This is a genomic window from Proteus vulgaris (assembly GCF_016647575.1).
GTDB lineage: Bacteria > Pseudomonadota > Gammaproteobacteria > Enterobacterales > Enterobacteriaceae > Proteus > Proteus mirabilis_B.
This window is the reverse complement of the sequence record NZ_CP032663.1, coordinates 2,059,097-2,085,302: the sequence shown is the minus strand read 5'-3', so window position 1 is coordinate 2,085,302 and position 26,206 is coordinate 2,059,097. Positions and strand designations below refer to the sequence as shown.

Below are 26,206 nucleotides of genomic sequence, written 5' to 3'. Positions count from 1 at the left end.
GTCTATGCATTAAATCATAAAAATTATTCACTTTTACAAAATAATGTCTGATTGATTAAATTTTGAATAAAAAAAAACCTTGCAGATGCAAGGTTTTTATCAATAGGAAATTTTTTATTACTTGAACAGATCAGCAGTAATAGTGACTGTACCGCCATCACTTTGCCATTCATTTGTAATATGGTAGAACTTAGCGCCTTTTGCTGCTGCACGCTTAGCAACCTGATACGAGATTTCTGGTGAGTTTACAAAGTATCCACTAAAAGTAATGGTATCGAAAGGGTCCATTAGTGCAGCAGCTGCTTTGTTAACTTCTTGAATTTCAGTACCATTTGGTAAAGTTACAGTGTAACGACCACTTGCACCCGAAGTTTGTGTATCAGCAAATGCACCTACGCTTCTATCAAAATCAGTGTTTGATGCAAGACCAGGTTTCTCAACTTTATTGGCAGCGGCTCCGCCTTCTGCAATAAGTGCACGACCAGCATCTGAGTCATAAGGAACAACTGCCTCTGGTGCTTGAATTGCACGTTTAGGCGCATCTTTTTTGTAGATATAAGCTGTTACTTCTTGGTTACCACCATCATTCGTTGATACGTTACGAACAATAAAGAATGATGCTGCACCTTTTTTGGCCGCTGCTTTTGCAATTGCGTCGTTAATATCAGGGGTTGTAGGGAAATAACCGCGGATAGAAACCGTATCAAATGGTTGTAGCAGAATTGCTTCGGGTTTTGGTAGCTCTTTCACGCCATGAAAAACGCGATAGCTTTCTTGATCTGCTTTTGGTGCATCTTTATGGTATAGATCCGCAGTAACACTCATGTTGCCGCTATCACTAATATCATCTAGACCTTGAATATAGAAACTATCAGCACCGACTTTATCCGCACGACGAGATACCGCATCAGCGGCTTCATAAATAGCGTTAAAACGACCGATAACTGTAATTCTTTCAAATGGTTTTAGTTCTGCAGCTTGTTCGGGTGTTAATTCCTGAGCAGCCTGCGCAACAGTGATATTAGTTAAAGACAACATCGCTGCTGCGATGACTGAGGTTTTCAGCTTCATACAAAATCCTTCCGCCTTGCGCAATTAATATTGGTCATGTGCTGAACGTCGTGGTTTATCACATAGGGATTAATTATTACATGTAATAATAGCATTTGTCGCATTATTTTATTTAGCGAATCACCACAGAGTCAAATGACCAGTATATGTTACCAGATATTTACCTGAATATAGTGAATAATTCATAAATATGCCTTTTCGACTAAAATGATCCAATTAAGTTCAATTTTAGCTTTACACAGATATAGATTATTGGTTTTATTTTCAGTAGGTTATTAGAGCTCCGATTAATGGCATGCATATTATTATTTTTAACATTTTTTTTGCATGAATGTGAAGTTAACGGAGAAGTTTTAACAGATCTCTATGGATAAGAAGGGAAAATTATGCGAATTGGTATACCCAAAGAGCGACTTTCTAATGAAACAAGGGTTGCAGCTACACCAGCTACAGTGACTCAACTCATAAAATTAGGATTTACAGTCGCAGTTGAAAATGGTGCAGGCATTGCCTCAAGCTTTGAAGATAAAGCTTATCAGGAAGCTGGTGCTGAAATTCTCGCTTTTCAAAATGTTTGGGAATCAGACATTATTTTGAAGGTAAATGCACCACTGGATAATGAAATAGCGTTGCTACAAGATGGTGCAACACTGGTGAGTTTTATTTGGCCAGCTCAAAATGCGGCATTGCTCGAAAAGTTAGCTGAAAAGAATATTAACGTTATGGCAATGGATAGTGTGCCACGTATTTCTCGTGCACAATCCCTTGATGCGTTAAGTTCAATGGCAAACATTGCAGGTTATCGTGCCGTTGTAGAAGCAGCCCATGAATTCGGAAGATTCTTTACGGGTCAAATTACTGCGGCAGGTAAAGTACCACCAGCTAAAGTAATGGTTATTGGTGCGGGTGTTGCTGGTCTTGCTGCAATTGGTGCGGCAGGAAGCCTCGGCGCAATTGTTCGTGCATTTGATACTCGTCCTGAAGTGAAAGAACAAGTTCAAAGCATGGGTGCTGAATTTCTTGAGCTTGATTTTAAAGAAGAAGCAGGCAGTGGTGATGGCTACGCTAAGGTAATGTCAAAAGCATTTATTGATGCAGAAATGGCATTATTTGCAGAACAGGCAAAAGATGTTGATATCATCATTACAACGGCATTAATTCCGGGAAAACCCGCTCCTCGTTTAATTACGAAAGAGATGGTCGATTCGATGAAACCGGGAAGCGTTGTAGTTGATCTTGCAGCTCAAAATGGTGGTAACTGCGAATATACCGTGCCTAATGAAGTCTTTACGACAGAACATGGCGTAAAAATCATTGGTTACACTGATTTAGCCGCTCGTTTACCTGCACAGTCATCTCAGCTTTATGGTACTAACTTAGTTAACTTACTGAAATTATTGTGTAAAGAGAAAGACGGCAATATCAATATCGATTTCGATGATGTTGTTATTCGTGGTGTGACTGTTATTCGTGCTGGTGAAGTAACATGGCCTGCGCCACCAATTCAAGTATCAGCACAACCTAAAGTAGCTCCTGCTGCAAAACCACAAGAAAAGCCCGTTGCTAAACCAGTTTCACCTTGGAAGAAATACAGTCTATTAGCGATAGCTTTCTTATTGTTTGCATGGCTTGCAAATGTTGCACCGAAAGAATTTTTATCTCACTTTACGGTATTCGCACTTTCGTGTGTTGTAGGTTATTACGTTGTTTGGAATGTAAGTCATTCATTGCATACACCATTAATGTCGGTGACAAACGCAATTTCAGGCATTATCGTCGTCGGTGCTTTACTCCAAATTGGTAGTGGTGGCTGGGTTAGCCTATTTTCGTTTATCGCAATATTGATTGCGAGTATTAATATTTTTGGTGGGTTTACTGTTACTCAACGTATGTTGAAAATGTTCCGTAAAGGATAAGGGAGACAATTATGTCCAGCGGAGTTGTTACAGCGGCATATATTGTCGCCGCGATATTATTTATTTTCAGCCTTGCCGGCTTATCAAAGCATGAAACCTCTAAACAAGGTAACTACTTTGGTATTGCAGGGATGGCAATTGCACTGTTCGCAACCATTTTCGGGCCTTATGCTGGTAATGTGGGTTGGATCATTATTGCAATGGTAATCGGTGCCGTTATTGGTATTCGTTTAGCTAAAAAAGTCGAAATGACTCAGATGCCAGAATTGGTCGCAATCTTACATAGTTTTGTAGGTTTAGCGGCGGTTTTAGTAGGTTTTAACAGTTATCTTGACCACAATACAGCAATGGAACCTGTAATGGTGAATATTCACCTAACAGAAGTCTTTTTAGGGATCTTCATTGGTGCTGTTACATTTACGGGTTCAATTGTCGCTTATGGTAAATTAAGTGGAAAAATGTCATCTAAACCGATGATGTTACCTAATCGCCATAAATTAAATCTTGCAGCTTTAGTTGTTTCTTTCTTATTGATGGTTTGGTTTGTTAAAACTGACAGTGTCGGTTTACAAGTTTTCTTAATCATCGTAATGACTGTAATTGCCTTAGCATTTGGTTGGCATTTAGTTGCATCAATTGGTGGTGCGGATATGCCAGTTGTTGTTTCGATGCTGAACTCTTACTCAGGATGGGCGGCTGCGGCTGCGGGCTTTATGCTAAGTAATGACCTGTTGATTGTAACGGGTGCATTAGTAGGTTCTTCAGGTGCAATCCTTTCTTATATTATGTGTAAGGCGATGAATCGCTCTTTTATTAGCGTAATAGCTGGCGGATTTGGTACTGATGGCTCAGCTTCAACAGAAGAAGGTGAAATGGGTGAGTATCGCGAAACAACCGCTGAAGAAGTGGCTGATATGCTGAAAAACTCAACATCAGTTATTATCACTCCGGGTTATGGATTGGCGGTTGCTCAAGCACAATATCCTGTACATGATATTACTGAAAAATTACGCCAACGTGGTGTGAAAGTGCGTTTTGGTATTCACCCAGTAGCTGGGCGTTTACCGGGCCATATGAATGTGTTATTAGCAGAAGCTAAAGTACCTTATGACGTTGTATTAGAAATGGATGAGATTAATGATGATTTCTCTGACACTGATACCGTTTTAGTTATTGGCGCTAACGATACAGTAAACCCAGCGGCACAAGATGATCCAAATAGCCCAATTGCAGGTATGCCAGTATTAGAAGTGTGGAAAGCGCAGAATGTTATTGTGTTTAAACGCTCAATGAATACAGGTTATGCAGGGGTTCAAAATCCACTGTTCTTTAAAGAGAATACACAAATGTTGTTTGGTGATGCTAAAGCCAGTGTGGATGCAATTTTAAAAGCGCTGTAATAGATACAGATAGCGAATAGTAAAAAGCCAGTCGATTTTTTTTGACTGGCTTTTTTAATGGCAACAGAGCAATAAGTTTAGTCGTGATCACTATCAACAGTAATGGGGCAGGTAAAACCATCCGGTTTAATTGCTAATAAATCACACTTAATATGGTCAATAAGTTGTTCGGCTGTATTTCCTAAGAATGCGGCAGAAAGACCCGTTCTTCCTAAAATACCCAAAACGACAATCCCAGCGTTTAACTCTTCACAGACTTGAGGGATCACTTGCTCTGGCAATCCTTCTTTAACATGTGTTTTCTCTTCTGGAATACAGAATTTCTGGCGCAGCTCTTTCATCGCAATAAGATGCTGACCACGTAATGCATTGTTATAAAGATTTGGATCAAAATCAGGTAACTCAATCGCAATATTAATAGGCGCAACAGGGTAGGCGCTAAGTAAATGGACGTCGGGATCTTTTTGTATGCGATGAGATAAGTCGGTTGTTAGCTCAATCAGTTTTAGATTAAGCGCGTCATGATAAGATTCTTCATTTGATAAATTTGCGGCGACAACGATAGTACCGTATTCAGGCCACTCTTTATCTTTGACCATCCAAACAGGGCAAGGGCATTTTCTAAGCAATTGCCAATCAAGCGGGGTAAAAATAAGCGAACCTAATTTATCATGTTGGTGGGCCATTTTAATCAGTAAGTCATGTTGATGTGCTACGACTTCTTCAATAATTGCTTCATAAGGGCGATTATGCCAAATGACTTTGATATCAATCTCTATACCGGCTTCAAGGTAATAGCGTGCTTGTTGTTTGATCCAAGCCGCCTTTTGGCTGATAACACCTTTACGCATTGCATTGCGTTCATCGGGAGATAAAAGGGTTGTCATGTCATAAGAGAGATCATAAACAGGTAGAAAAGCTTTTATCCGCCCACCATTACGCTGAACGATATAGACAGCACGACGAAGTGCCGGTTGGTCATCTTGGTTAGGATCAATGACAACGAGAAGGTTTTGATATTTTTCCATTGTAATATCCTCTTTAGGGCTGGATTTATCCATCTACAATTTAAAGATAACCCAAGAAGATAAAATGCAATAGCACAAAATAGAAAACGGGGCACAAATTTGTGTGCCCCGTTATAAAATTAGTATGTGAAATGTAACAGATTAAACTTCAACTGATGAAGGAAGCTTGCCTGCAAGTTCACTTAACAATGTACTATCTTCGATAGTAATGTATTTGCCTTTAACGCTTAACATGCCACTTTTCTGGAAGCGACCAAGTAAGCGGCTAATCGTTTCAACGGTTAAACCTAAGTAATTACCGATATCACCACGAGTCATGGTTAAACGGAATTCACGAGGAGAAAAACCACGCTGTGCGAAACGGCGAGAGAGGTTATAAATAAAAGCAGCCAGACGTTCTTCTGCATTCTTTTTCGAGAGCAGTAAGATCATCTCTTGGTCACCTTTGATTTCACCACTCATTAGGCGCATCATTTGTTGACGTAAGTTAGGCATTTTGCCTGACAGGTCATCCAAAGTTTCGAATGGAATTTCACAAACCATAGACGTTTCTAAAGCTTGTGCGAAACTTGGGTGTTCAGTATTAATAATGGCGTCAAAGCCAACCAAATCACCAGCAAGATGAAATCCTGTTATTTGCTCGTCGCCTTCTTCCGTAATGGTATAACTTTTAATTGTACCAGAACGTATGGCATAAAGTGATTTCAGCTCATCACCTGCTTTAAACAAGGTTTGACCTTTTTGGATGGGCTTTTTACGCTCGATAATATTATCGAGTTGATCAAGCTCATGCTCGTTTAAAGTAAACGGGATGCAGAGCTGGCTAATACTGCAATCCTGACAATGGATTGCACAACCGCCAGATTGGATTCGGCGAACGACGCGTTTTTCTGGGATCATAAGCTTGCTCATTACAAATAAAAATATTGATATGCGTCAATTTTAACACATATTGCAGTAATTAGTAAGGGGAATAACGATACGTGTGGAAATAATTCTGAATGTAACAAAACATGTATCTTGATAAAAACAATGTTTTGCTTAAAGGTCTATTTAGAACAATTTGCGCTAACCCTATACTCAATTGGTATATTATTCGATTTTCTAACGAAGTCATAGTGCTATTACTAAATTATCCTTGTCAAAAGCCAAAAATGAAGATGCGCTTCAATATTTTCTATCTTTATATTGACATTTTATTTACTGCTTTACCTTAAATTCGTGTTTTTTTTGCATAACTCTTTATTTTTATAACAAAAAATTAGGTAAAGTTAACTAGATGTATTTTTGATACAACTTAATGCTACCTTGAATTAGCTTTTCCTTATAAAAAGTGGGGGATCTGCAAAGAAGTGCGGAATATTGAAACATTCTATTACCTCTTTAGTGGTATTGATGTACATCAATGAGGGTTTACCACTATATTCTATCATTTTTACTGATGAGAGTTGTTATGTGAGAATGATAAACTAATGAAAAAAATAGAAAAAAGTGAGAAAAACAAAGGGATGATGTCGCTAAGCCGTCGCCACTTTGTTCAAGCGAGCGCTGCATTAGTTACGGTGCCATTTTTCGCACGAAATGCACAAGCTAATGCGGATGACAGTTTGCCTATTGCAAAAATGGACGGAAACCCAGCTACCGTCGTAGCAACATGTAGTACTTTTGACTGTGGTGGTAAGTGCGATATTCGTGCCCATATAAAAGAAGGGATTGTCACACGGATCACAACAAGACCTGATAATGAATTAGATGAAATGATGCCTGTTATGAGAGCGTGCGTGCGAGGCAGAGGTTATCGTAAATTTTCTTATCATGCAGACAGACTAAAATATCCAATGAAACGCGTGGGTAAACGCGGTGAAGGTAAATTTGAACGTATTTCATGGGATGAAGCCACAACGCTTATTGCAGAAAATATTACGCGTTTAACCGAAAAACATGGTGCAGCAAGCCGCTTTTTAACCGTCAATACCGCTGTAACAGGGGGGATCTTCTCTGGTGATACCATGATGAAGAAACTCTTTAATTTAACAGGTGGATACTTACCTTATTACCATTCTGTTAGTTTAGGGAATACGGTCAAAGTTACTCCGTATACTTACGGCATATCCAAAACAGGCAGTTCACTCGATACGCTTGAAGATACGCCACTAGTGATTTTATGGGGTCATAACCCTAATGAAACCATCTTTGGTCATACAAACCATTATTTTCAAAAAATGAAAAATAAAGGTACCAAGTTTATAGTGGTCGATCCTCGTTATTCAGATACGGCACAATCTCTTGCTGACCAATGGATACCTCTTTTACCAACAACTGATAATGCCTTAATGGATGCAATGATGTATGTCATTGTCACCGAAAACCTTCATGACAAACCTTTTATTGATAAATATGTCGTTGGTTTTGATGAAGAGCATATGCCAGAAGGTGTTCCTGCTAATGAGTCCTTGGTGGCTTATTTAACAGGTCAAAAAGATGGAATAGAAAAAACGCCTGAATGGGCAGAGAAAATCACTCGAGTACCCGCAAACACCATTCGTCAATTGGCACGCGAATATGCCATGACAAAACCAGCAGCCTTAATTCAAGGTTGGGGACCTCAACGCCATATTTGTGGTGAGCGTAGTGCGCGTGGTTCAACATTACTCGCTGCAATTACTGGAAATGTGGGCAAAAAGGGGGCGTGGGCGGCAGGTTACGGCGGTATTGGTAATCGTCAATCTATGCGTGGTCCGAATGTTGGGAAGAACCCAATTAAAGCGCAAATTTCCATCATGAATTGGATGCAAGCGGTTGATGATGCAAGCCAAGTACGTGTTGAAGATGGTCTTTTAGGTGTTGATAAACTCGATACCAATATCAAAATGATATTTTCTTTAGCCGGTAACTATTTAGTTAATCAAAACCCAGATGTAAATGCGGCAGCTAAATTATTAGCTGATGATTCAAAAGTTGAATTTATTGTTGCTAGTGATTTATATCTCTCTCCATCTGCAAAATATGCCGATCTTGTTTTACCTGAAACCAGTTTTCTAGAGCGTTGGAACATTGGTAATACATGGGGAACGGGTAACTATTTTCTTTTGTCTGAAAAAGTGGTTGAGCCAGCTTTTGAGCGCCGTTCTGATTATGAGTGGATAACAGATGTAGCAGAAAAAATGGGAGTAAAAGAGGCGTTTACCGAAGGTCGAAGTGAAAAAGAGTGGATAGCTCATCTTGTTGATACCAATAAAGAGCGTTTCCAAGATAGACCTGATTTTCCTAATTTTGAAGAGCTAGTAAAAACACGTCGTTATCTTTTCAAAGATGAACCTTTTGTTGCCTTTGAAGAAAATATTAATGACTTTGCGAATAATCCATTCCCAACGCCATCAGGAAAAATTGAGATTTTCTCTAAGCGTCTTTATGACATGAATAATCCGGATATTCCTGCGTTATCTCATTATGTTCCCGCTATTGAAGGCCCTGAAGATAAGTTAACAGCAAAATATCCATTGCAAATGCTAACTTGGAAAGGGAAGAACCGTGCAAACTCAACACAATATGCCAACCCTTGGTTACAAGAAGCACAACGCCAAGAAGCATGGATAAACCCGATTGATGCTGAAAATAGAGGTATCAAAAATGGCGATATGGTGCGTGTCTATAACGACAGAGGAATAACTCAAATCCCAGCATTGGTTACACAACGCATTATTCCTGGTGTGGTTGGACTGCAAGCTGGTGCATGGTGGACACCTGATGAAAATGGTGTTGATCATGGTGGATGTCCTAATGTTTTAACATCAACACGAATGACACCACTAGCCCATGGTAACTCGCATTTAACCGTTTTAGTTGAGGTAGCCAAAGCATGAGTGACTTTAAAGAATATGCACCGGTGAGTGATGAACAGCTCGGTTTCTTTATTGATTCCTCTCGTTGCTCTGGTTGTAAAGCTTGCCAAGTGGCATGCAAAGACAAAAATAACTTGGAAGTAGGACGCCGTTTTCGCCGTATTTATGAAGTAAAAGGCGGAGGCTTTGCTCCAACAGGACAAGGCGGTCTGGTTAATAATGTTTTTGCTTATACATTAACCATATCTTGTAACCACTGCGATTCACCTGTCTGTGTGAAAAACTGTCCGACAACTGCAATGCATAAGCGTGAAGGTGATGGCATTGTTCGTGTAGATACTTCTAAATGTGTCGGTTGTGGATATTGTGCTTGGTCATGTCCTTACGGCGCACCACAAATGAATGAAGAAACCGGACAAATGTCAAAATGCGATTTTTGTATCGATTTATTAGCCGAAGGCAAAAATCCAATTTGTGTTGATACCTGTCCGCTAAATGCGATTAAGTTTGGCAAAATTAAAGATCTAAGAGCGAAGTATGGGCATTTAAACCAAGTTCAAGGATTACCCGATTTTACGATGACCAATCCGAATTTAGTTATCAAACCTCATACTGGTGCGACGAAAAAGGGAGGAGTTAAAGCATGAGTGAATGGCCATTAGTTACCTTTACTTTGTTCGTCCAAAGTTCTGTGGGTGTGACTATTTTCACCGCACTTTATTTTTGCTGGCTAGAAAAAGAAATTGGTAATCAAAGAGCAACCGTTGCTATGCGTCCTGTGTTATTAACAGCAGCCATTTTAGGTTGCTTAGGATTATTAGCGTCAACTTTACACATGGGATATCCTTGGAATGCTTTTCATGCATTACGCCATATCTCTTCATCATGGCTAAGTCGTGAAATCATATTTGCTGCAATTTATCTTGGTGCATTATGCCTTTATACCTTAGTTATTTTGATAAAAGGGCATATGAATAGAACCATACTGGCAATTATTGGTTTACTTGGCATTATCGATATATTCTGCATGGCGTCTCTGTATTACAACACCTCAATGCTGACATGGATGCATGCAAATACCTATTTTATGTTTATAGGGGCATTATTTGCAGCAGGTGCGGTCATTGCATTATCAATAACTGCGTTTCGTATTAAAGCATTTGTGAATGATGAATTAGCAAAAAAGGTTGTAATAAGTGCATTAGTGGTTGTTTTTCTTGCGGTAACAATACGTATGGCTGTACAGCCGTTCTATTTGGAATGGATGTCAGCAGTCATTTCAACAAATGATGCAATAACGTTCCCTCATACGCCTATCATTGCGTATAATGAAACATTCGGATTAAGAATATCTGCATGGTTTATGTCAGTTCTTGGTATTTTAATGATGGGATACAGCGTATGGAAATATCGCAATGCTGTATTTACTTCAGGATTGCGTATGGTGTTAGCGAGTAGCGCAATAGTACTGATTGCAGAAGTTCTTAATCGTTTTGCATTCTTTATTGTTAAGTAGTGGAGTAGTGATGTATGAGGCGTTTTATTAAGGTGGATCTTCCTCCTGAACCAATTATTAATGATAAATGTGTTAGAAAACGCCTCAAACAAAGCCTATGTGATAGTTGCTCCAAAGTTTGCCCTGTGGGCGCTATCACTTTTGCACACTTAGATGTAAAAATAGACAATGAGCTCTGTTTTCAATGTGGTAATTGCCTATTCACTTGTCCTGTCGATGCGATAGAAAATATCGCACCCCATGAAAGAACACATCAAGATAATTACCTTGTTGTTAATCATGATGAGCCGTTAGCAAGTACAGAAGAATTATTAGTGTGGCATCGCCAATATCAAATTAGAGGCATGAAGATAGCACAGCCTTTAGTGGATAAATGGCTTCCTGTTTTAGCAAACTTAAATCTTCAATTAAAAACGTTACAAGAGCCTATTTGGCAATTGATTATCACAGAGCCTACTGATATTGATAGTGGGCGTCGCTTTATGCTTTTTCGTCAAAAACTGGATGAGAAACCACTTAATAAAAATCAAGTAAGAACAGGATTAAATGCAAGAAAACAACTTTATCCTGAAGACAGTTGGTTCCAAATTCAGTTAGATAAAGACAGTTGTATTCTTTGTTCCGCCTGCGCCAAAGTGTGTGATGAAGGTGCGATTGAACTTGAAAATAATATATTCACACTTGATGAAAAGCGCTGTACGGGTTGTATGAGTTGTGAAGTGGTTTGTTTTCCTAAATCTATTCATGTTAATGAACAAGTTGCTAAAAATAACGAACCCACACACTATCATTATTATGATGCTCATTGTGAAAAATGTCGTTTAGCTTTTTTATCATGGACGCCAGAAGCAAAATTGTGCCCGATTTGCATACAACATCAGAAGCAAGGTTGGTTATAATCTCTCTCCAATGCACTTCAGTTATTTATTGCTTTATAAGCTAACACCCTGATTAAAATCAGAAACAGGGTGTTGATTTTGCTTATTTATCATTAAATTCCGATTGTGACTAAATAAAATGGGAGCAAATGATGAAAACAACTGTTTTACCTGCGGATATGCTAGAAATTGCCATCACAGAGCCGGGCGGTATAGATAAATTACAATCTCAGCTATCACCGATACCTTCAGTTCCCCCACATTATCTTTTGATCAAAGTTGCCGCTTCTGGTGTTAATCGTCCTGATATTTTTCAACGCCAAGGTAGTTATCCGCCACCAGCCGATGCTTCACCTATTCCGGGTCTTGAAGTTGCTGGAGAAGTTGTTGCATTAGGTGAGAACTGCACTAAATGGCAACTGGGAGATAGAGTTTGTGCTTTAGTTGCTGGTGGAGGTTACGCTCAATACTGTATTGCTCATGAAGACATCGCATTACCATCAATGAATTTAACAGATATTGAAGCAGCTGCATTGCCTGAGAATTTTTTTACCGTCTGGGCAAATTTATTTCAGTTAGGAAAACTAAAACAAGGTGAATCTGTTCTTATTCATGGAGGAACCTCGGGGATCGGTTCAACTGCGATAATGCTTGCTCATACAATTGGTGCAACAGTTTATACAACGGTTGGCTCTGAAGAAAAAGCGGCCGTAGCTCGTGATCTCGGCGCTGATTATGTCATCAACTACAAACAAGCCGATTTTGCTAAAGAAATTCCTATTTTAACGGAAGGGAAAGGCATTGATGTCATCCTTGATATTATTGGTGGGGATTACGTAGAAAAGAATTATCAAGTTGCCGGCAAATTTGGGCGCGTTATACAAGTAGGTATGATGAAAGGAATGCCCCAAAATTTAAATATGATGCCAATGATGATTAAGCGTTTAATTCATACTGGTTCAACGATGCGTTCTCGCTCAATAGACGAGAAGGCACAAATTGCGCAAGAGCTGAAACAACAAGTGTGGCCACTTATTGCTGAAGGGAAAATTAAGCCAATCATTAATGCTATTTTCCCATTAAAAGAAGTGGGAAAAGCACATCAATTAATGGAGTCTGGTGATTTAATTGGTAAAGTGATGCTTGAAATCTTACCTTATAACAAAAAAGAGTAAAAGTAAGAGTATTTAAAACTTATTTGATATAAGAGTAAGGAATTATTTTCCTTCATAAAAAGCGAATATTCCGAAAAACACATGTTCAATATTTCATGTGTTTTTTTATATATTGAAGAAAAAATGAATTACATTTAAATAAATAAATTCCTATTTTAGATAAGTAATTTAATATCTATTCTTTATAATGGGTGTTAAGCGATATAATTACTCATTGATTCTAATTAGGGGAGATTTAAGTATTGACCTTAGCAAAAATAATATCACATCCACAGAAATATAACTTAAATCAAAATTGATAATAAGTTAAAGAAACTAACAAATAAAGCTAAATCATTTATCCTCAAAGTGTCAGTTACTTAAATTAAATTAGAAAAATATTAACTAATATCAATAAAATAAAGAAGATTCTTACTCATCATGTAGTATATCATTTGAATAAAGGTTAATTATTAACGATCAATAAACATAATTCTCATTAAAACAGATAATAAAAATTTATATATAGGTGCGATGATGGCAAATTACAAACAAACCTGTCTGAGTGCTACAGAGCGTGTATACTATACCCGAACCGTTGATACCCTTACATGTTATCATCGAGAGATGGCAAAAATACTAATGAATAGTGAGTATTCTTTTCCTAAAGAAAATAAAGTGAAAAGAAATAATAGCGAGAGTTTAGACGCTAAAATAAAAAGTAATACTATTGAAAAAAAAGCAGTAGATCATGCTTATGAAAGTATTTTAGAGACTTTAAAACAGCAAAATATTTATAATCAATCTGATATTGAACCTTATTTTTCTCATCATCATTCACAAGTGATGCAATTGGCGAAATTCGGTTATCTTTCTGCATTAGTATACAATTCAGATAATGTTTTTAATAACCATTCCCCCTTACTAAAAGAGCAAGAAAGGAAAATTACAGATGATCTCTGTAAGTTAATTGGTTTTTCATCCGAAGATGCATTTGGTCATATCACAACAAGCCATACTCTTGCTTGCTATGAAATATTATGGGCGCTCAGAAATTTAAAAACATTACCAATGGCAATTGCTCGTCATCCAAAATCACGAGATTTGGTTGCAGATAAAAAAGCATTTGAGTTATTCAATATGTCTGTCACGGATATTTTAGCAATAAGCGAACAACTCAATGAGCGCGGGATTTTTGATGATGTTAGTCATCTAACATGCCGAGGAACGGGCATGACAAAAACAATGCATTTAGGAAAACTACTGGTTCCTGTTTCCCGTTTTGAATTTTGGAAAAAAGCAATGGATATACTTGGGTTGGGGTATGACAACCTTATTGCATTGCCTATTGATGAAACATTTAAAACTGATATTGAAAAAACACGCAGTATTGTTTTTCGTCTGATTGAACAAGGTGAGCCAATTCTTGGCGTCATAGGAATATTAGGCGCACCGTCTTATGGTTGTGTTGATAAGTTAAAGCCACTTTTTGAACTAAGAAAAGAGTGCGAGGAAAAATTCAACAATTCATTTTATATCCATATTGATGCATCTCAATTTGGTTATATGAAAAGCTTATTTCTTGATGATAATTACGATCTTATCCCTTATCAGATTTTGTGTAAGAAATTAAAAAAAGAAGCCCCATTACTTGAATTGACACCCGAAATATATGAAAGTATCACACAACTTTCTCTCGCTGATTCAGTCTCTTTCGAACCGTTTCAAGCTGGATTTTCACCATATCCTACGGGTGTTGTATGTATTAAAGATGCACGTATTAGTCGTTTTTTAACAAATCCTCCTAGATTATGCCCAGAGCAAGCGGATGATGTTCCTAAAATTGATGGTATTCAATCTGCACCCGCAGTAGCGTCGATGTGGAGTGTGCATCAACTCTATCCTTTTACTTCATCTGGATATGGAAAATATGCACAAATTCAATGGGAAACGCGCGTCAAACTTGAGCAATTTTTTAATCAAGCAACGGCTTTCGAAAAAGAAGGTAAGCACTATTACATTCGTGTTTTATCTGCATCTGACTTTAATAAACTAAATTTTGCGATTGTAAGAAAAGGAAATAAGAGCCTAGAAACGCAAAATGACCTTAATAAAACAATCCATGAAAACTTGGTTGTAAAAAGTCATCATAAACAAGATTTAAGTCTGTTAACGCTTTGTGCTCGTAATAGCGATGATGCACCAGCACAGTTTTGTTCTGAGTGTGATTTTGATGACAATGAGTGGGAAACTATCAAACACTTAAATTTGTTGCAGTTGACTATAAAAAGTACTGAAACCTGTGACGAACAACAGATTGAAGCTGGATATCAATATATTAAGGAAGTGGTTTTATCAGCATTAGATAATAAGTAGTGATATCTCGTTTTTGTTATATTTCCTACAATTAAAATAAATTTTGTTAAAAAGCGAAGTAGTGGGTTATTACTCATTATCTTCGCTTTTTTTTTAATAGCACTAGGTGACGGTGTCACTTAACTTGTTTTAAAGATACTTTGTTTTTTCTTCTTCGCTACTACTTTTCTTTTCATTGATAGCACATAAAAGCAAGCTAGAGAATGAGAATCATTCATAATTAAGCCTATATTTTAAAAAATTAATCATAGATAAATCATATTGTTAATAAGAAAATCAATTTAGATGTGCATTTAGATATATCTAAAACTTGATCATTTAGATATATCGGATTATTATGCACTACATAAATTCGATATATCTAAAACAATGAGGGAATATTTATGATGATTCGAGCATTAAACTCACTTTATCAACAGCGTGCTGAAAATGGCGAACATGGTAGTCATGGACATGGTCACGGAAAAGGGCGTTGTGGCGGTAAAGGTAAACATAGCCAACACCAAGAACATCATGGTGAGCATTGTTGTCACGGTGAACATGGTCATGGACACGAAGGACATGGTGAATGCTGTCACGGTGAACATGGTCATGGACACGAAGGACACGGTGAATGCTGTCACGGTGAACACGGTCATGGACACGAAGGACGTGGCGAATGTCGTCACGGTGAACACGGTCATGGACACGAAGGACGTGGCGAATGTCGTCACGGTGAACACGGTCATGGACACGAAGGACGTGGCGAATGTCGTCACGGTGAACACGGTCATGGACATAAAGGGCGTGGTGAGTGTTGTCATGGTGAGCATGGTTCTGAAGGTCAAGGTAAACAACGTGGTCGTGGATGTGGTGGCAGAGGAAAAGGCCAAGGCCGCCAATTAAAACGTATGTTTGATCATGGTGATTTACGAGTTCTGTTACTTAGCATGATCTCGAAAAAACCAAGTCATGGTTATGAAATTATTAAAGAAATAGATGAGGCTTCTTCAGGACTGTATGTACCTAGCCCAGGTGTTATTTATCCGACGCTAACACTACTTGAAGAGCAAGATCTATTAGTTGCTACGATTGCTGAAAAAGGCCGTAAAAACTACAGCATTACAGCTGAAGGTACTGCATTTTTAGCAGAACATCAGGAAATAGATGCCAATATTCAAAGAAAACTGGCTTATGCGAGAGATTTATCTCAAAACGCAGGTGGTGTTTCTGAAGAAATTGAATCTGCTGTTGGGAAATTAAAAGCCGTTTTACGCCATAAATTAGTGTTAAAAGAGCTCTCTGTGGAAAGAGCAGGACGTATTGCTTCTATTCTTAATGAAGCAGTTGAGAAAATTGAAGCTATTAATGAGGCATTGATCTCAGAGGAAAGGGAAGATGAATAAAACAGATACTCAGCTACAAAATTCAAGAAGAAATAATGAAATAGACAAAGATGATTTAGAAAATAATCCAGCAGTAAAAGAACAAATTTGCCCTAAAATGCCAGTTTCTTACTTTCGCAGAGCGTTACGTAAACCCGGCAGAATATGATAATGATGGACGGAGGTTATAATGACATGACCTCTGTCAGCTCTTCACCTTTCTCATTTTGTTTATCCTCTCTTCACCGTATTAGCTTATTCTTATAGCAAGGTTGCTAAATAATAGAAGCTAACAATACCGTTATAAAATTAGTCTCTTCAGATCTTAACTATCTTTTGCTTGGTTTAAACCTTACTTAATAAATCACTTTATTTTCTTTCTATGCCCTCATTTTTGATGGTCATTTATGTCTTTTTTCTTAGGTTATTGTACCAACCTCAAAAAAATCACAAATGATTGTGGAAATGTTCCATATTAACGATTATTTTATTTAGGTTAGTGAACCCATTAAACAATTTGAAAACTTAAACCAGAGATATGCTGAAATAACAATAAATTAAATACCAAATCAAAATAATAAGTGTTTGTAAGTACTTAAACGAGAATAAGTACCTCAGTTCAAACATAGTCTTGCTTATGATACTGGAAGTTAATCGGTAAAGATAATGGCAAGGTAATGAAGATATGGGTTTATTTATTGTTAAGAATAGAAATAAAGATGCGAATAACCGATTGATATTTAAATAATATTATCGAATAAAAATAACAATACGCTCATTAGATAGAACTATAGATTAACAAAATCGATAGTTTTGTATTTGCCGTACCTGTTAAACCAACATTTGCTAACTTAGGAATATTCGAATGAAAGTAAAAGCATTATCTGTTGTGATAAGTTTAATACTCGCTACACCATTATGTGCAAACGCACAAACCGATATAAGTGCAATTGAAGCAAGGTTAAATGCCCTTGAACAACGTGCAACCGCCGCTGAAGCTAGAGCTGCCGCTGCAGAACAAAAAGCGGCTCGCCTTGAACAATTAATTAATTCCAACAGTTTATCCCAAGAAAAGAAAGCAATGAATCATGTTACAACCGTCAACATGGAGCAACGCATTGCTATATTAGAAAAGCAATCTGATGAGGCTCAAGCAAAAGTAAACATTGCACAAACTCAACTTAATGAAGTCCAACAAAAACAATCTGCTCAGCTTGCTAGTACGAAAAATAATGAAAGTACAGGCTTTTTCTCTACCAATACAAATTGGGGTGATCTCAAATTGTATGGTGATGTTGAATATAATATCGATGCTGCTAGTAAGAAAGGGCAACTAACATCGATGAGAATGATGCCCGGTAATCAAAAAGATTTTGATGATAATGAAAAATGGTCACTTAACGGGCGTATTTTAATTGGTGTGGATGGTGAGCGAGAATTAAAAAACGGTAATTATGCTGGTTTTCGTGCTCAGCCAATGGCTGACATGACGGGTAAAATGAATCTAGATGATGCTGTTTTCTACTTTGGTCAACGTGATAAATGGCAATATAAAATTGGTCGTTATGAAGCTTACGATATGTTTCCTCTAAACCAAGATACATTTGTCGAGTATTCAGGTAATACAGCAAACGATTTATATGGTGATGGTTTTGGCTATATCTATATGATGAAAGAAGGGCGAGGTCGTAGTAGTGATGGTGGTAGCATGATGGTTAACACACACTATAACGATTGGTATTTTGAGCTAAATGCTTTAGTTGAAGATGGGACTTCTGTTTTTAAAGACAATGAATATCATGGGCGTAAACTTGATAACCGTAAGAATGTTATTTATATGCGTCCTGTTGTTGCCTGGCAGAAAGACAATTTAACTATTGCAGGAGCAATAGATGCGAACGTGATAAGTAAAGCCTATGGTTATGATGATGAAAATGGAAAATTTCAAGATCAATCACGACGTACAGGTTATGGCTTAACTGTAAAATGGGACACTTTAGCTGATGATCCAATTAACGGCATTGTTGCAAATTTAAGTGCTGCTTATCTCGACGCTAAAGATGAAAATGATTTTTCTGTTGGTAGTAATGTTTTATGGCGTAAATTTCAACTTGGTTATATTTACGCTCATAATGATATTAAAGCTTATTATCAAAAAAGCGGAAACAATAGTGGTCAAAATGATACCTATCTGACGCTCAATCCTGGTAAGTATAATATCAACACTGTATTTGCTTCTTATGAACTACCTAATATTTTAGATATGGATAACTTTAAAACCTATTTAGGTGCTTATTATTCACGTATAGATGGTAAAGACGATATTAATGTACATAACAGTGATAAAGATCGTTACGGTGCCCGTATCCGCTTTAAATATCTATTTTAACCTTATTTTTGGTACTTATTGTTAGATATTGAGTTTATATATAAAGACTTCAAGATACCGAGTATTGTTGGTTAATTGAGGTCTTTATATTATTTGCATAGTTGTTGGAACATAAAACATCAGATACCAGATAAAAGAAAAGCCTTAGTTAATTTTTCAGCTGACCACTCTTTAATATCCGATACTTGCCCATCACCAACTTCAACTAAGCGTAATTCTCCCACTGTATTTTTGACTACATCAATGGAATAAAAAGGTGTGTTTACCTGTTGCGCTACTTTCTTCACAAACTCAGGAATTTCATCATCCGCAGAGAATATTTTCTTATTTAAAACAAAATATCGACGCTCACTATCATTAAGAAATTCCTCAACATAGCGAAGACTCACACCACCTTCAATATCACCTCTAAACTGTGCAATAAGTTTTAATATCTCTTTAATTTCATCAGCATTTTGGGCGATAGAACCTCTCGTAGTTGTTAAAGATTTCACATAGTCTTTCACAAAATAGGCAGGCCATTGGAGTTGGCGAGTTAAGCTTTCAAAGTCAATATCCTCAGTTGTGAATACTGTTTTTGGTGTGAATTCTTTACACGCTTCATACCAACCTGTTATGTGGTGGTTTTGAATATAATCTTCAGGAGTTTCAAGCATTTGCCCACCATGAGTATTAACAGCATGGTATAACTGTTGATATTCGTCTTTATTTAGCATCCACCCACGCCAAATAACGGGAGGATCTGATTTAAAAGGATGTGAAAACTTATATTTACCCAATGCCATATCTTCTGATGAGAGCAACAAACAATGAATATTTAGCGCTTGAGCGCAAAGATATTCTTGTTCAAAGGCTTCATCAGGTTTGCCTGTTTTTGAATAATCGTCAGGGTAAATTATTTGCATAAGTAATTTCTTTTAATTAAATGGATCTAATGAGAGGCATCCTAACGCTTTATTTAACAATTTGAACCTTTTTTCTTTTAATTACATGTTCTCTTTTATAAGTTGTGAGATCTCTCGATTTTTTGATCTTTTCTCGATTAGGTAACTGATTTTGCTCGTGCCATTGTTTTATTTCCTGCCATAATCGGTCTAGCGTTTACAGACTTTAAATAGCGTATTAAGTACGGATGATATTTATCAGGAAATAATTCAATGTCTTTCTATATACAAAACAGTAATTCAAATAACGATAAAACCTATAAGAAAAATAGAACAAAAATACTATTAATAGGTTTAGCCTTAATTCCTTCATTTGTATTTGCCAATGATCTTTCTCAGTTGCCACAAAAAGAACGTGTAGCTTACTTTACTCTGGCTCAACAAGCAGGGATCACAGGTGTTGCAATTAAAACAAAACCTGTATTAGCAAGGCCTGCCAAAGAAGGTGAGATCATCACTACAATAATTAAAGGCGAAGGGGTTGAAACAGTTTCTGAACCCGCAAAAGCAGGTGATTGGGTAGTACAAAATATTTGCCCAGAAACCGGTAATGAGGAGATCTTGGTAAGAAAAGCTAAATTCGCCCAGCGTTACAATACCTCAGAGAAAAGTGAAATTAATTTAGCGTCTTATCCTAGTGATTATCAGCCTTTTACCCCCAAAGGCATTGAGATGAATTACTTTATCGTACCTGACTCTACACCTCCATTTGCAATGAAGGCACCTTGGGGAGAATTGCAACGTTTCCAATCGGGCGATGCGGTTGTGCAATCCACAAAGGATAACCAAGATATTTATCGTATTCAAAAGGCAGCATTTGAGTGTACTTACACTATTCTAAAGCCTGCAAAATTAGCACAGTAATATTAAATTCATCTACGACAGATTAAATATTAATTTTATAATTCATAATGTTATAACTGTGTTGTTACTGAAGGTAAGGATATTAAATAGAAAGCGTGGTTAATAGAAAGTAGGCAAAACTTGATTGTTGTACATTTGCTTTAATAGCTACATTTCGTTAACCTATCTCTATCAATTTCTTCAACTCATTAGGTAAAACCTATTGAACTGATAGCAGGAATGTATTAGCTATTCTCAAGTGGAATAGGTACATTAGACCCATACCAAACAGGAGGAAATACAATGTCTTTAATTAATACCCCAATCAAACCATTCAAAAACATGGCATTTAAAGACGGTCAATTCGTAGAAGTGACTGAAAAGGACGTCGAAGGCAAATGGAGCGTTTTCTTCTTTTACCCTGCAGACTTCACTTTTGTGTGCCCAACTGAATTAGGCGACTTAGCTGATCATTATGCTGAGTTCCAAAAAATGGGCGTAGAAATTTACTCAGTTTCTACTGACACACATTTTACCCATAAAGCATGGCACAGCAGCTCAGAAACTATCGGTAAAATTAAATATGGCATGATTGGCGACCCAACTGGCGCATTAACTCGTAACTTCGAAAATATGCGTGAGAACGAAGGTCTTGCAGACCGTGGTACTTTCGTTGTTGACCCACAAGGTATCATTCAAGCAATTGAAATCACAGCTGAAGGCATTGGCCGTGATGCATCAGACCTGCTGCGTAAAGTTAAAGCTGCTCAGTATGTAGCTAGCCACCCAGGCGAAGTTTGCCCAGCAAAATGGAAAGAAGGTGATGCAACTTTAGCTCCATCACTGGATTTAGTTGGCAAAATCTAAATAAGAATTAAGCCACTAAAAAAGTTATTTATCGGGTGTTTCGGCACCCGATTTTATTGAGGGTGCAAAAATGTTAGATAATAATTTAAAAGCTCAATTGAAAGCTTATTTAGAACGATTAACCCAGCCAGTTGAGTTAGTAGCAACATTAGACGACAGCAAACATTCTGCTGATATCCAAGCGCTATTAAAAGAAATCGAACCATTATCCGATAAAGTTACTTATCGTGAAGATAATAACGCTAATGTACGTAAACCATCTTTTCTTATTACCAACCCAGGGAAAGAAACAGGTGTTCGCTTTGCGGGCTCACCATTAGGTCATGAGTTTACTTCTTTGGTTTTAGCATTACTGCAAACTGGTGGTCATCCATCAAAAGAAGCACAAGAATTACTTGAACAAATTCGTCAGTTAGACGGTGAGTTTCATTTCGAAACCTATTATTCGCTCTCTTGTCATAACTGCCCTGATGTTGTTCAGGCATTAAACTTAATGGCGATTTTAAATCCGAAGATCACACATACGGCGATTGACGGAGGCATGTTCCAAAATGAAATTCAGGAACGTAATATCATGGGCGTTCCTGCTGTATTCTTAAATGGTAACGAGTTTGGTCAAGGTCGCATGACCTTAGCTGAAATCGTTAACAAAGTAGACAGCAATGCAGAAAAACGTACTGCAGAATTGTTAAACCAAAAAGATGCATTTGATGTATTAATTGTGGGTAGTGGTCCTGCGGGTGCATCAGCTGCTGTTTATTCAGCTCGTAAAGGTTTAAATACAGGTCTTATTGGTGAACGTTTTGGTGGCCAAGTTCTGGATACTGTTGATATTGAAAACTATATCTCAGTACCGAAAACCGAAGGTGCAAAACTTGCTGGTGCATTAAAAGCCCATGTTGATGATTATCAAGTGGATGTGATTGATAGCCAAACTGTTAGTCGTTTAATTCCTGGGGCATCAGAAGGGGAATTACACCAAATTGAAACAGCATCAGGCGCAATTTTAAAAACCCGCAGCTTAATTATTGCAACAGGTGCTCGCTGGAGAAATATGAATGTTCCCGGTGAAAATGAATATCGTACTCGTGGTGTAACTTATTGCCCACACTGCGATGGTCCATTGTTTAAAGGCAAAAGAGTTGCTGTTATTGGTGGTGGTAACTCAGGTGTTGAAGCTGCAATTGACTTAGCGGGCTTAGTTGAACACGTAACGGTCTTAGAATTCGCTCCGGAAATGAGAGCAGATGCTGTATTACAGAAAAAATTACGTAGCTTAGGCAATGTAGAAGTTATCTTAAATGCACAAACCACAGAAGTGTATGGTGATGGCACTAAGTTAACGGGTCTAAAATATAAAGATCGTACTAATGATTCTATGCACGATATTGCATTAGCAGGTATTTTCGTTCAAATCGGTTTATTACCAAATACACAGTGGCTGGAAGGTACTGTTGAGCGTAATAAGATGGGCGAAATTGTTGTTGATGCTCGTGGCGAAACCAATATCAAAGGTGTATTTGCTGCTGGTGACTGTACAACAGTTCCTTATAAGCAAATTATTATCGCCGCCGGTGAAGGTGCAAAAGCCTCATTAAGCGCATTTGATTACTTAATTCGCACGACTGCAAAATAAGTAAATTAAAGATAATCAATAAGTTATAGAGAAAGGCATCTTTTTTAAGATGCCTTTTTTTGTACGCAAAACCATCAAAAAGGGCTGGAAAGTGCCCTTAAGTGTTCAAGTGTGGACAATATGTGGACACTCTAAACCAGTAATTCTGTGCTACCTTTCAAAGGGTTATATTGAATGGCATCTTGTAAGAAGTCTGGCGCAAAGTGTGCATAGGTCAACGTTTGTTGCAAATTAGTGTGTCCTAAAATGCGTTGTAACTATGCCGCTATCGCCCTTGAACGTTATCCCATTGAAAAGCTATCAGGGTTTTTACCTAAGGTATTAATGAAAGAAGCTACAATATTAAAACAATATAATGAGCGTGTAGATGATTTGCAGGCGCAGTTATTTGCGGATAAGGCGATTAACCATGAGCGGATCGCCAAGAATCATGCACAGCTAATCGCATTATTGGAAACATTAGCGTTGGTATTGCCTGTAAAAGATGCGCATATCCGACAAACCGTAACTTTATTATTGAGTTAGCTAAACAACGTGTTCAAGCCATTCAGTTGGATCAACCGCCAGTTATGGAGTTTTGGGATATGTTTGATTATTTACAAGATAATGAGCCATAGTATTGAACAGGGCGTTTATGCTGTGAATTTTAACCATATTGCACAGGTAGCCAGTGAACACAGGCAATCAATGTTATTAAATACGGATATTAAAAACTTACTAAAAGCAGGGCGTATGCATAAGTTTGTAGGTATTAAGACCGTGAGGAGTGTAGTAAACAGTCAATTTAATAACTCACTGGCGATAGGGAGTGCGCTTAAAAGACCTGAAGTAATTAAGTGCTGGGTATTTCAGGAAAACAGCGAGAGCTAGTTTCTCCCTTCATTCATCTAAAGGCTGCCGATGTGCAGCCTTCCTTTTATCTATAGAAAATTATCATAATTACCAAGAACAATAAAATAGAGAAGATATAAATATTTGTACAATAAATATGCATTATTTAATCTCTTTTATATAAATAGAGAATTTGTGGGGGGGGGGGGGTTCGGAAAGCGGTTACAATGGTTACAAAATTAAAGTAGGTTTATATCATATTGATTAAACGTAGAAATATAGAGATTAGGAAAGGTTACAAATGGGTTACTTTGTAGTTACGTGTAACCGTTTAAAGAGGTTACAAATTAAAAATATAACTTATTGTTTTATAAGGATGTAACTTTTTAACCTTTGTTTTGTAACCCGTTTTAACCAGTAAAAAGTTACAACGGAGTTGTTTATAATCAGTGGGTTATAGGTGGTTTTTGTAGAGTGTAACCGATGTAACCGGTTTCCGAGAGGGGAGATAATTAAAATAATGCTATAATAGAATAAACTTGCTATTTGTCTTAATATAATTAAAAGGTGTACATTAATCTGTATGGAAAGGATATATGAAAAATGAAACTAAATCTGAGTTTTTAAAATTTTTTCTTAATTTAATAATTATTGTCATTGGAACTCTAATTTTCGGTGTTTTATTGGAAAAATTTAAAAATGATGAATCATTCAGGACTACTTTAATAAAAGATTATTATAGTCCATTAAAAGTTAAGGAATTGGAATGTAACTATAAAAGTAATGAATATTCAAAAGCATATTTTGGTATAGGAAATTATTACTCAGAACTACAGAGTAGATATATTGCAAATAAAAAGGGGACGGGGCCATCTCTAACAATAGAATACCAAAAGTATTTAATAGATACACTTAAATCAGCTATGGATTTGTCAAAAAAAGCAGAGAAAATAGGATATGAATTAAGAAGTTGTAGAGGAGAATTACGACAGCTTCATGTTGAATTATCATTAGTCACAGGTTCATACCATGAAGTGGTAGATTCATATAACAAAAAGCAAAGTGAAATACAGAAGGAACAGGATCGTCTTAAAATTGAATCTGATAAGTTTACTGAAATGTCTAAAGATAAACTCCAAGATAAAATATTAAATAATTTCTTTAAGGTGGGGGATCCATCTAGATCTGTAAATGAAGATGATAATAAATTTTTAGATAATTTTATAGAAAAAGATATGCCTTCATTGATCCCTGTGTTTCATAAAGTAGCAGAGATAGAAATTGAAGTTTCGAATATAGAGAAAAAATATAATAAGATAATTGATGAAAAAATAGAGTTAGAAATAAATGAAAGATTTAGAAGAGGTTTATTATCGAGAATCGGGTTATAGTAAAATTTAATGTAAAGAGTATTAATAAAGTGGAGCTAAAAATATAACTCCACTTTATTATTAATTTAGATGGGATAGGATAATTAATAATTACCCATATTGTAGAATTCTCACATTGTTTTTTAGTTCAGATAACTCCTGTCCATTCATTGAGTTTCCAAAGTCATTACCATGAACAATTTTATGTCTTTTTTGATTAAGGTCATCGAGGAAGGTTTCCCATAGGGAGTGGCCTGTATATTTAGAGTCCTGTCAATAACTGTGGATCGGCAGTTCACCCGATATTAAAAATCCACACTATAGGGGCTTAAAATCCGCCCGTATGGGGGATTTCTGAGCCTGAATCGACCTACGTTCACAACATAGCGATTGGGATAAATTATTTGGCGAGGTTTTAGAGCATAAAAAAGTCAGCGAATAATTTCAATAGTGTCATTAAGTGAAAATCAGGAACGTTTGATACCTGAATTCAAAGCTTTTGCCGAAAAAATGGGATTGGATTTACCGCCTGACTCAATGTGGTCAATGGTGATGAACGGTATGCGCCTGAGTTATGGCGATGAAGTGATTTGGTTTGAGAACGGAAAGATTCAAATTTCATCGGAGAAAAGTGAAAAAGTTAATTTTGAAGAAGTGAAAAGGAAAAATATTGAGAAAAGGAGAGATAGGGTTATGGATAAAGTGAATAAGTTAAGAGAAATTAATTTAACTATATAAGGTAATAGTATGTGGTTTTTTTTAGTAGGATTAGTAGTATTCA

At 37.0% G+C, this 26,206-nt stretch carries 21 protein-coding genes and 1 pseudogene; 17 read left to right on the top strand and 5 right to left on the bottom strand.

The features are described 5' to 3' along the window. Positions 1 to 117: 117 nt before the first annotated feature. Positions 118 to 1,071 carry a DUF1471 family protein YdgH gene (gene ydgH, locus D7029_RS09720; protein WP_088495495.1) on the bottom strand — a complete coding sequence of 318 codons (954 nt, stop codon included), beginning with the start codon at positions 1,069 to 1,071 and terminating at the stop codon, positions 118 to 120. A 386-nt stretch (positions 1,072 to 1,457) separates the two neighbouring features. On the opposite strand from ydgH, the gene pntA reads away from it, so the two are divergent. Both pntA and pntB read left to right on the top strand, forming a co-directional pair. Beyond that, positions 1,458 to 2,987 carry a Re/Si-specific NAD(P)(+) transhydrogenase subunit alpha gene (pntA, locus tag D7029_RS09715; protein WP_194950549.1) on the top strand — a complete coding sequence of 510 codons (1,530 nt, stop codon included), beginning with the start codon at positions 1,458 to 1,460 and terminating at the stop codon, positions 2,985 to 2,987. A gap of 11 nt (positions 2,988 to 2,998) precedes the next feature. After that, positions 2,999 to 4,387 (top strand): Re/Si-specific NAD(P)(+) transhydrogenase subunit beta, encoded by a 1,389-nt coding sequence (gene pntB, locus D7029_RS09710; RefSeq protein ID WP_088495497.1) that lies wholly within the window; start codon positions 2,999 to 3,001, stop codon positions 4,385 to 4,387. Positions 4,388 to 4,464: 77 nt separating this feature from the next. Here the strand turns inward: pntB and uspE are convergent, their stop codons facing one another. Further along, entirely contained in the window at positions 4,465 to 5,415 is a 951-nt protein-coding gene (uspE, locus tag D7029_RS09705) for a universal stress protein UspE (RefSeq protein ID WP_036912992.1), read from the bottom strand. 141 nt (positions 5,416 to 5,556) lie between these two features. Further along, on the bottom strand, positions 5,557 to 6,315 hold the full coding sequence (locus tag D7029_RS09700; RefSeq protein ID WP_036912995.1) for an FNR family transcription factor: 759 nt from the start codon (positions 6,313 to 6,315) through the stop codon (positions 5,557 to 5,559). A 572-nt stretch (positions 6,316 to 6,887) separates the two neighbouring features. Here D7029_RS09700 and D7029_RS09695 point away from each other — a divergent pair. The 9 genes from D7029_RS09695 (at position 6,888) to D7029_RS09655 (ending at position 18,934) form a co-directional block, all read left to right on the top strand. Next, a complete protein-coding gene (locus tag D7029_RS09695) occupies positions 6,888 to 9,278 on the top strand; it encodes a DMSO/selenate family reductase complex A subunit (RefSeq protein ID WP_194950548.1) in 2,391 nt (796 codons plus the stop codon). Continuing rightward, positions 9,275 to 9,904, top strand: a complete 630-nt coding sequence (locus D7029_RS09690) for a DMSO/selenate family reductase complex B subunit (protein ID WP_088495499.1) — start codon at positions 9,275 to 9,277, stop codon at positions 9,902 to 9,904. Before D7029_RS09695 ends, D7029_RS09690 begins: the two co-directional genes overlap by 4 nt. Next, positions 9,901 to 10,773 (top strand): dimethyl sulfoxide reductase anchor subunit family protein, encoded by an 873-nt coding sequence (locus D7029_RS09685; protein WP_194950547.1) that lies wholly within the window; start codon positions 9,901 to 9,903, stop codon positions 10,771 to 10,773. The genes D7029_RS09690 and D7029_RS09685 overlap by 4 nt, the downstream gene beginning before the upstream one ends. A 14-nt stretch (positions 10,774 to 10,787) precedes the next feature. Beyond that, complete coding sequence (locus tag D7029_RS09680; RefSeq protein ID WP_088495501.1) at positions 10,788 to 11,672, top strand: 4Fe-4S binding protein; 885 nt, start codon at positions 10,788 to 10,790, stop codon at positions 11,670 to 11,672. Between the two features lie 128 nt (positions 11,673 to 11,800). Further along, on the top strand, positions 11,801 to 12,826 hold the full coding sequence (locus D7029_RS09675) for an NAD(P)H-quinone oxidoreductase (protein ID WP_194950546.1): 1,026 nt from the start codon (positions 11,801 to 11,803) through the stop codon (positions 12,824 to 12,826). A gap of 516 nt (positions 12,827 to 13,342) precedes the next feature. Continuing rightward, positions 13,343 to 15,181, top strand: coding sequence for a tyrosine decarboxylase (locus D7029_RS09670; protein ID WP_194952561.1), 1,839 nt, complete (start codon positions 13,343 to 13,345; stop codon positions 15,179 to 15,181). Positions 15,182 to 15,564: 383 nt separating this feature from the next. After that, the gene (locus D7029_RS09665) at positions 15,565 to 16,566 is read left to right on the top strand and encodes a PadR family transcriptional regulator (RefSeq protein ID WP_228766767.1); all 1,002 of its coding nucleotides are present in this window, start codon (positions 15,565 to 15,567) and stop codon (positions 16,564 to 16,566) included. Next, positions 16,559 to 16,714: a hypothetical protein gene (locus tag D7029_RS09660; protein ID WP_164996164.1), complete on the top strand. Its 156-nt coding sequence runs from the start codon at positions 16,559 to 16,561 to the stop codon at positions 16,712 to 16,714. Before D7029_RS09665 ends, D7029_RS09660 begins: the two co-directional genes overlap by 8 nt. A 696-nt stretch (positions 16,715 to 17,410) precedes the next feature. Continuing rightward, the gene (locus tag D7029_RS09655) at positions 17,411 to 18,934 is read left to right on the top strand and encodes a carbohydrate porin (RefSeq protein WP_194952560.1); all 1,524 of its coding nucleotides are present in this window, start codon (positions 17,411 to 17,413) and stop codon (positions 18,932 to 18,934) included. Between the two features lie 119 nt (positions 18,935 to 19,053). Here the strand turns inward: D7029_RS09655 and D7029_RS09650 are convergent, their stop codons facing one another. Continuing rightward, positions 19,054 to 19,839, bottom strand: coding sequence for an ATP-grasp domain-containing protein (locus D7029_RS09650; protein WP_194952559.1), 786 nt, complete (start codon positions 19,837 to 19,839; stop codon positions 19,054 to 19,056). A gap of 252 nt (positions 19,840 to 20,091) precedes the next feature. Here D7029_RS09650 and D7029_RS09645 point away from each other — a divergent pair, with 252 nt between their 5' ends. The 3 genes from D7029_RS09645 (at position 20,092) to ahpF (ending at position 23,224) form a co-directional block, all read left to right on the top strand. Then, positions 20,092 to 20,742 (top strand): hypothetical protein, encoded by a 651-nt coding sequence (locus tag D7029_RS09645; protein ID WP_228766766.1) that lies wholly within the window; start codon positions 20,092 to 20,094, stop codon positions 20,740 to 20,742. 282 nt (positions 20,743 to 21,024) lie between these two features. Beyond that, positions 21,025 to 21,588: an alkyl hydroperoxide reductase subunit C gene (gene ahpC / locus D7029_RS09640; RefSeq protein WP_006536680.1), complete on the top strand. Its 564-nt coding sequence runs from the start codon at positions 21,025 to 21,027 to the stop codon at positions 21,586 to 21,588. A gap of 70 nt (positions 21,589 to 21,658) precedes the next feature. Then, positions 21,659 to 23,224, top strand: a complete 1,566-nt coding sequence (ahpF, locus tag D7029_RS09635; RefSeq protein WP_109402331.1) for an alkyl hydroperoxide reductase subunit F — start codon at positions 21,659 to 21,661, stop codon at positions 23,222 to 23,224. Positions 23,225 to 23,355: 131 nt separating this feature from the next. On the opposite strand, the pseudogene D7029_RS09630 reads toward ahpF, so the two are convergent. Next, positions 23,356 to 23,481 (bottom strand): annotated as a pseudogene (locus tag D7029_RS09630) (integrase); the annotation flags it as partial. On the opposite strand from D7029_RS09630, the gene D7029_RS18910 reads away from it, so the two are divergent. The 3 genes from D7029_RS18910 to D7029_RS09610 all read left to right on the top strand — a co-directional run bounded on the left by D7029_RS18910 (position 23,471) and on the right by D7029_RS09610 (position 26,163). After that, entirely contained in the window at positions 23,471 to 23,749 is a 279-nt protein-coding gene (locus D7029_RS18910; protein WP_228766765.1) for a hypothetical protein, read from the top strand. The pseudogene D7029_RS09630 and the gene D7029_RS18910 overlap by 11 nt on opposite strands. A gap of 902 nt (positions 23,750 to 24,651) precedes the next feature. Further along, on the top strand, positions 24,652 to 25,446 hold the full coding sequence (locus D7029_RS09620; RefSeq protein WP_194952558.1) for a hypothetical protein: 795 nt from the start codon (positions 24,652 to 24,654) through the stop codon (positions 25,444 to 25,446). 429 nt (positions 25,447 to 25,875) lie between these two features. Continuing rightward, complete coding sequence (locus D7029_RS09610) at positions 25,876 to 26,163, top strand: hypothetical protein (RefSeq protein ID WP_194952557.1); 288 nt, start codon at positions 25,876 to 25,878, stop codon at positions 26,161 to 26,163. The last annotated feature ends 43 nt before the right edge of the window (positions 26,164 to 26,206 follow it).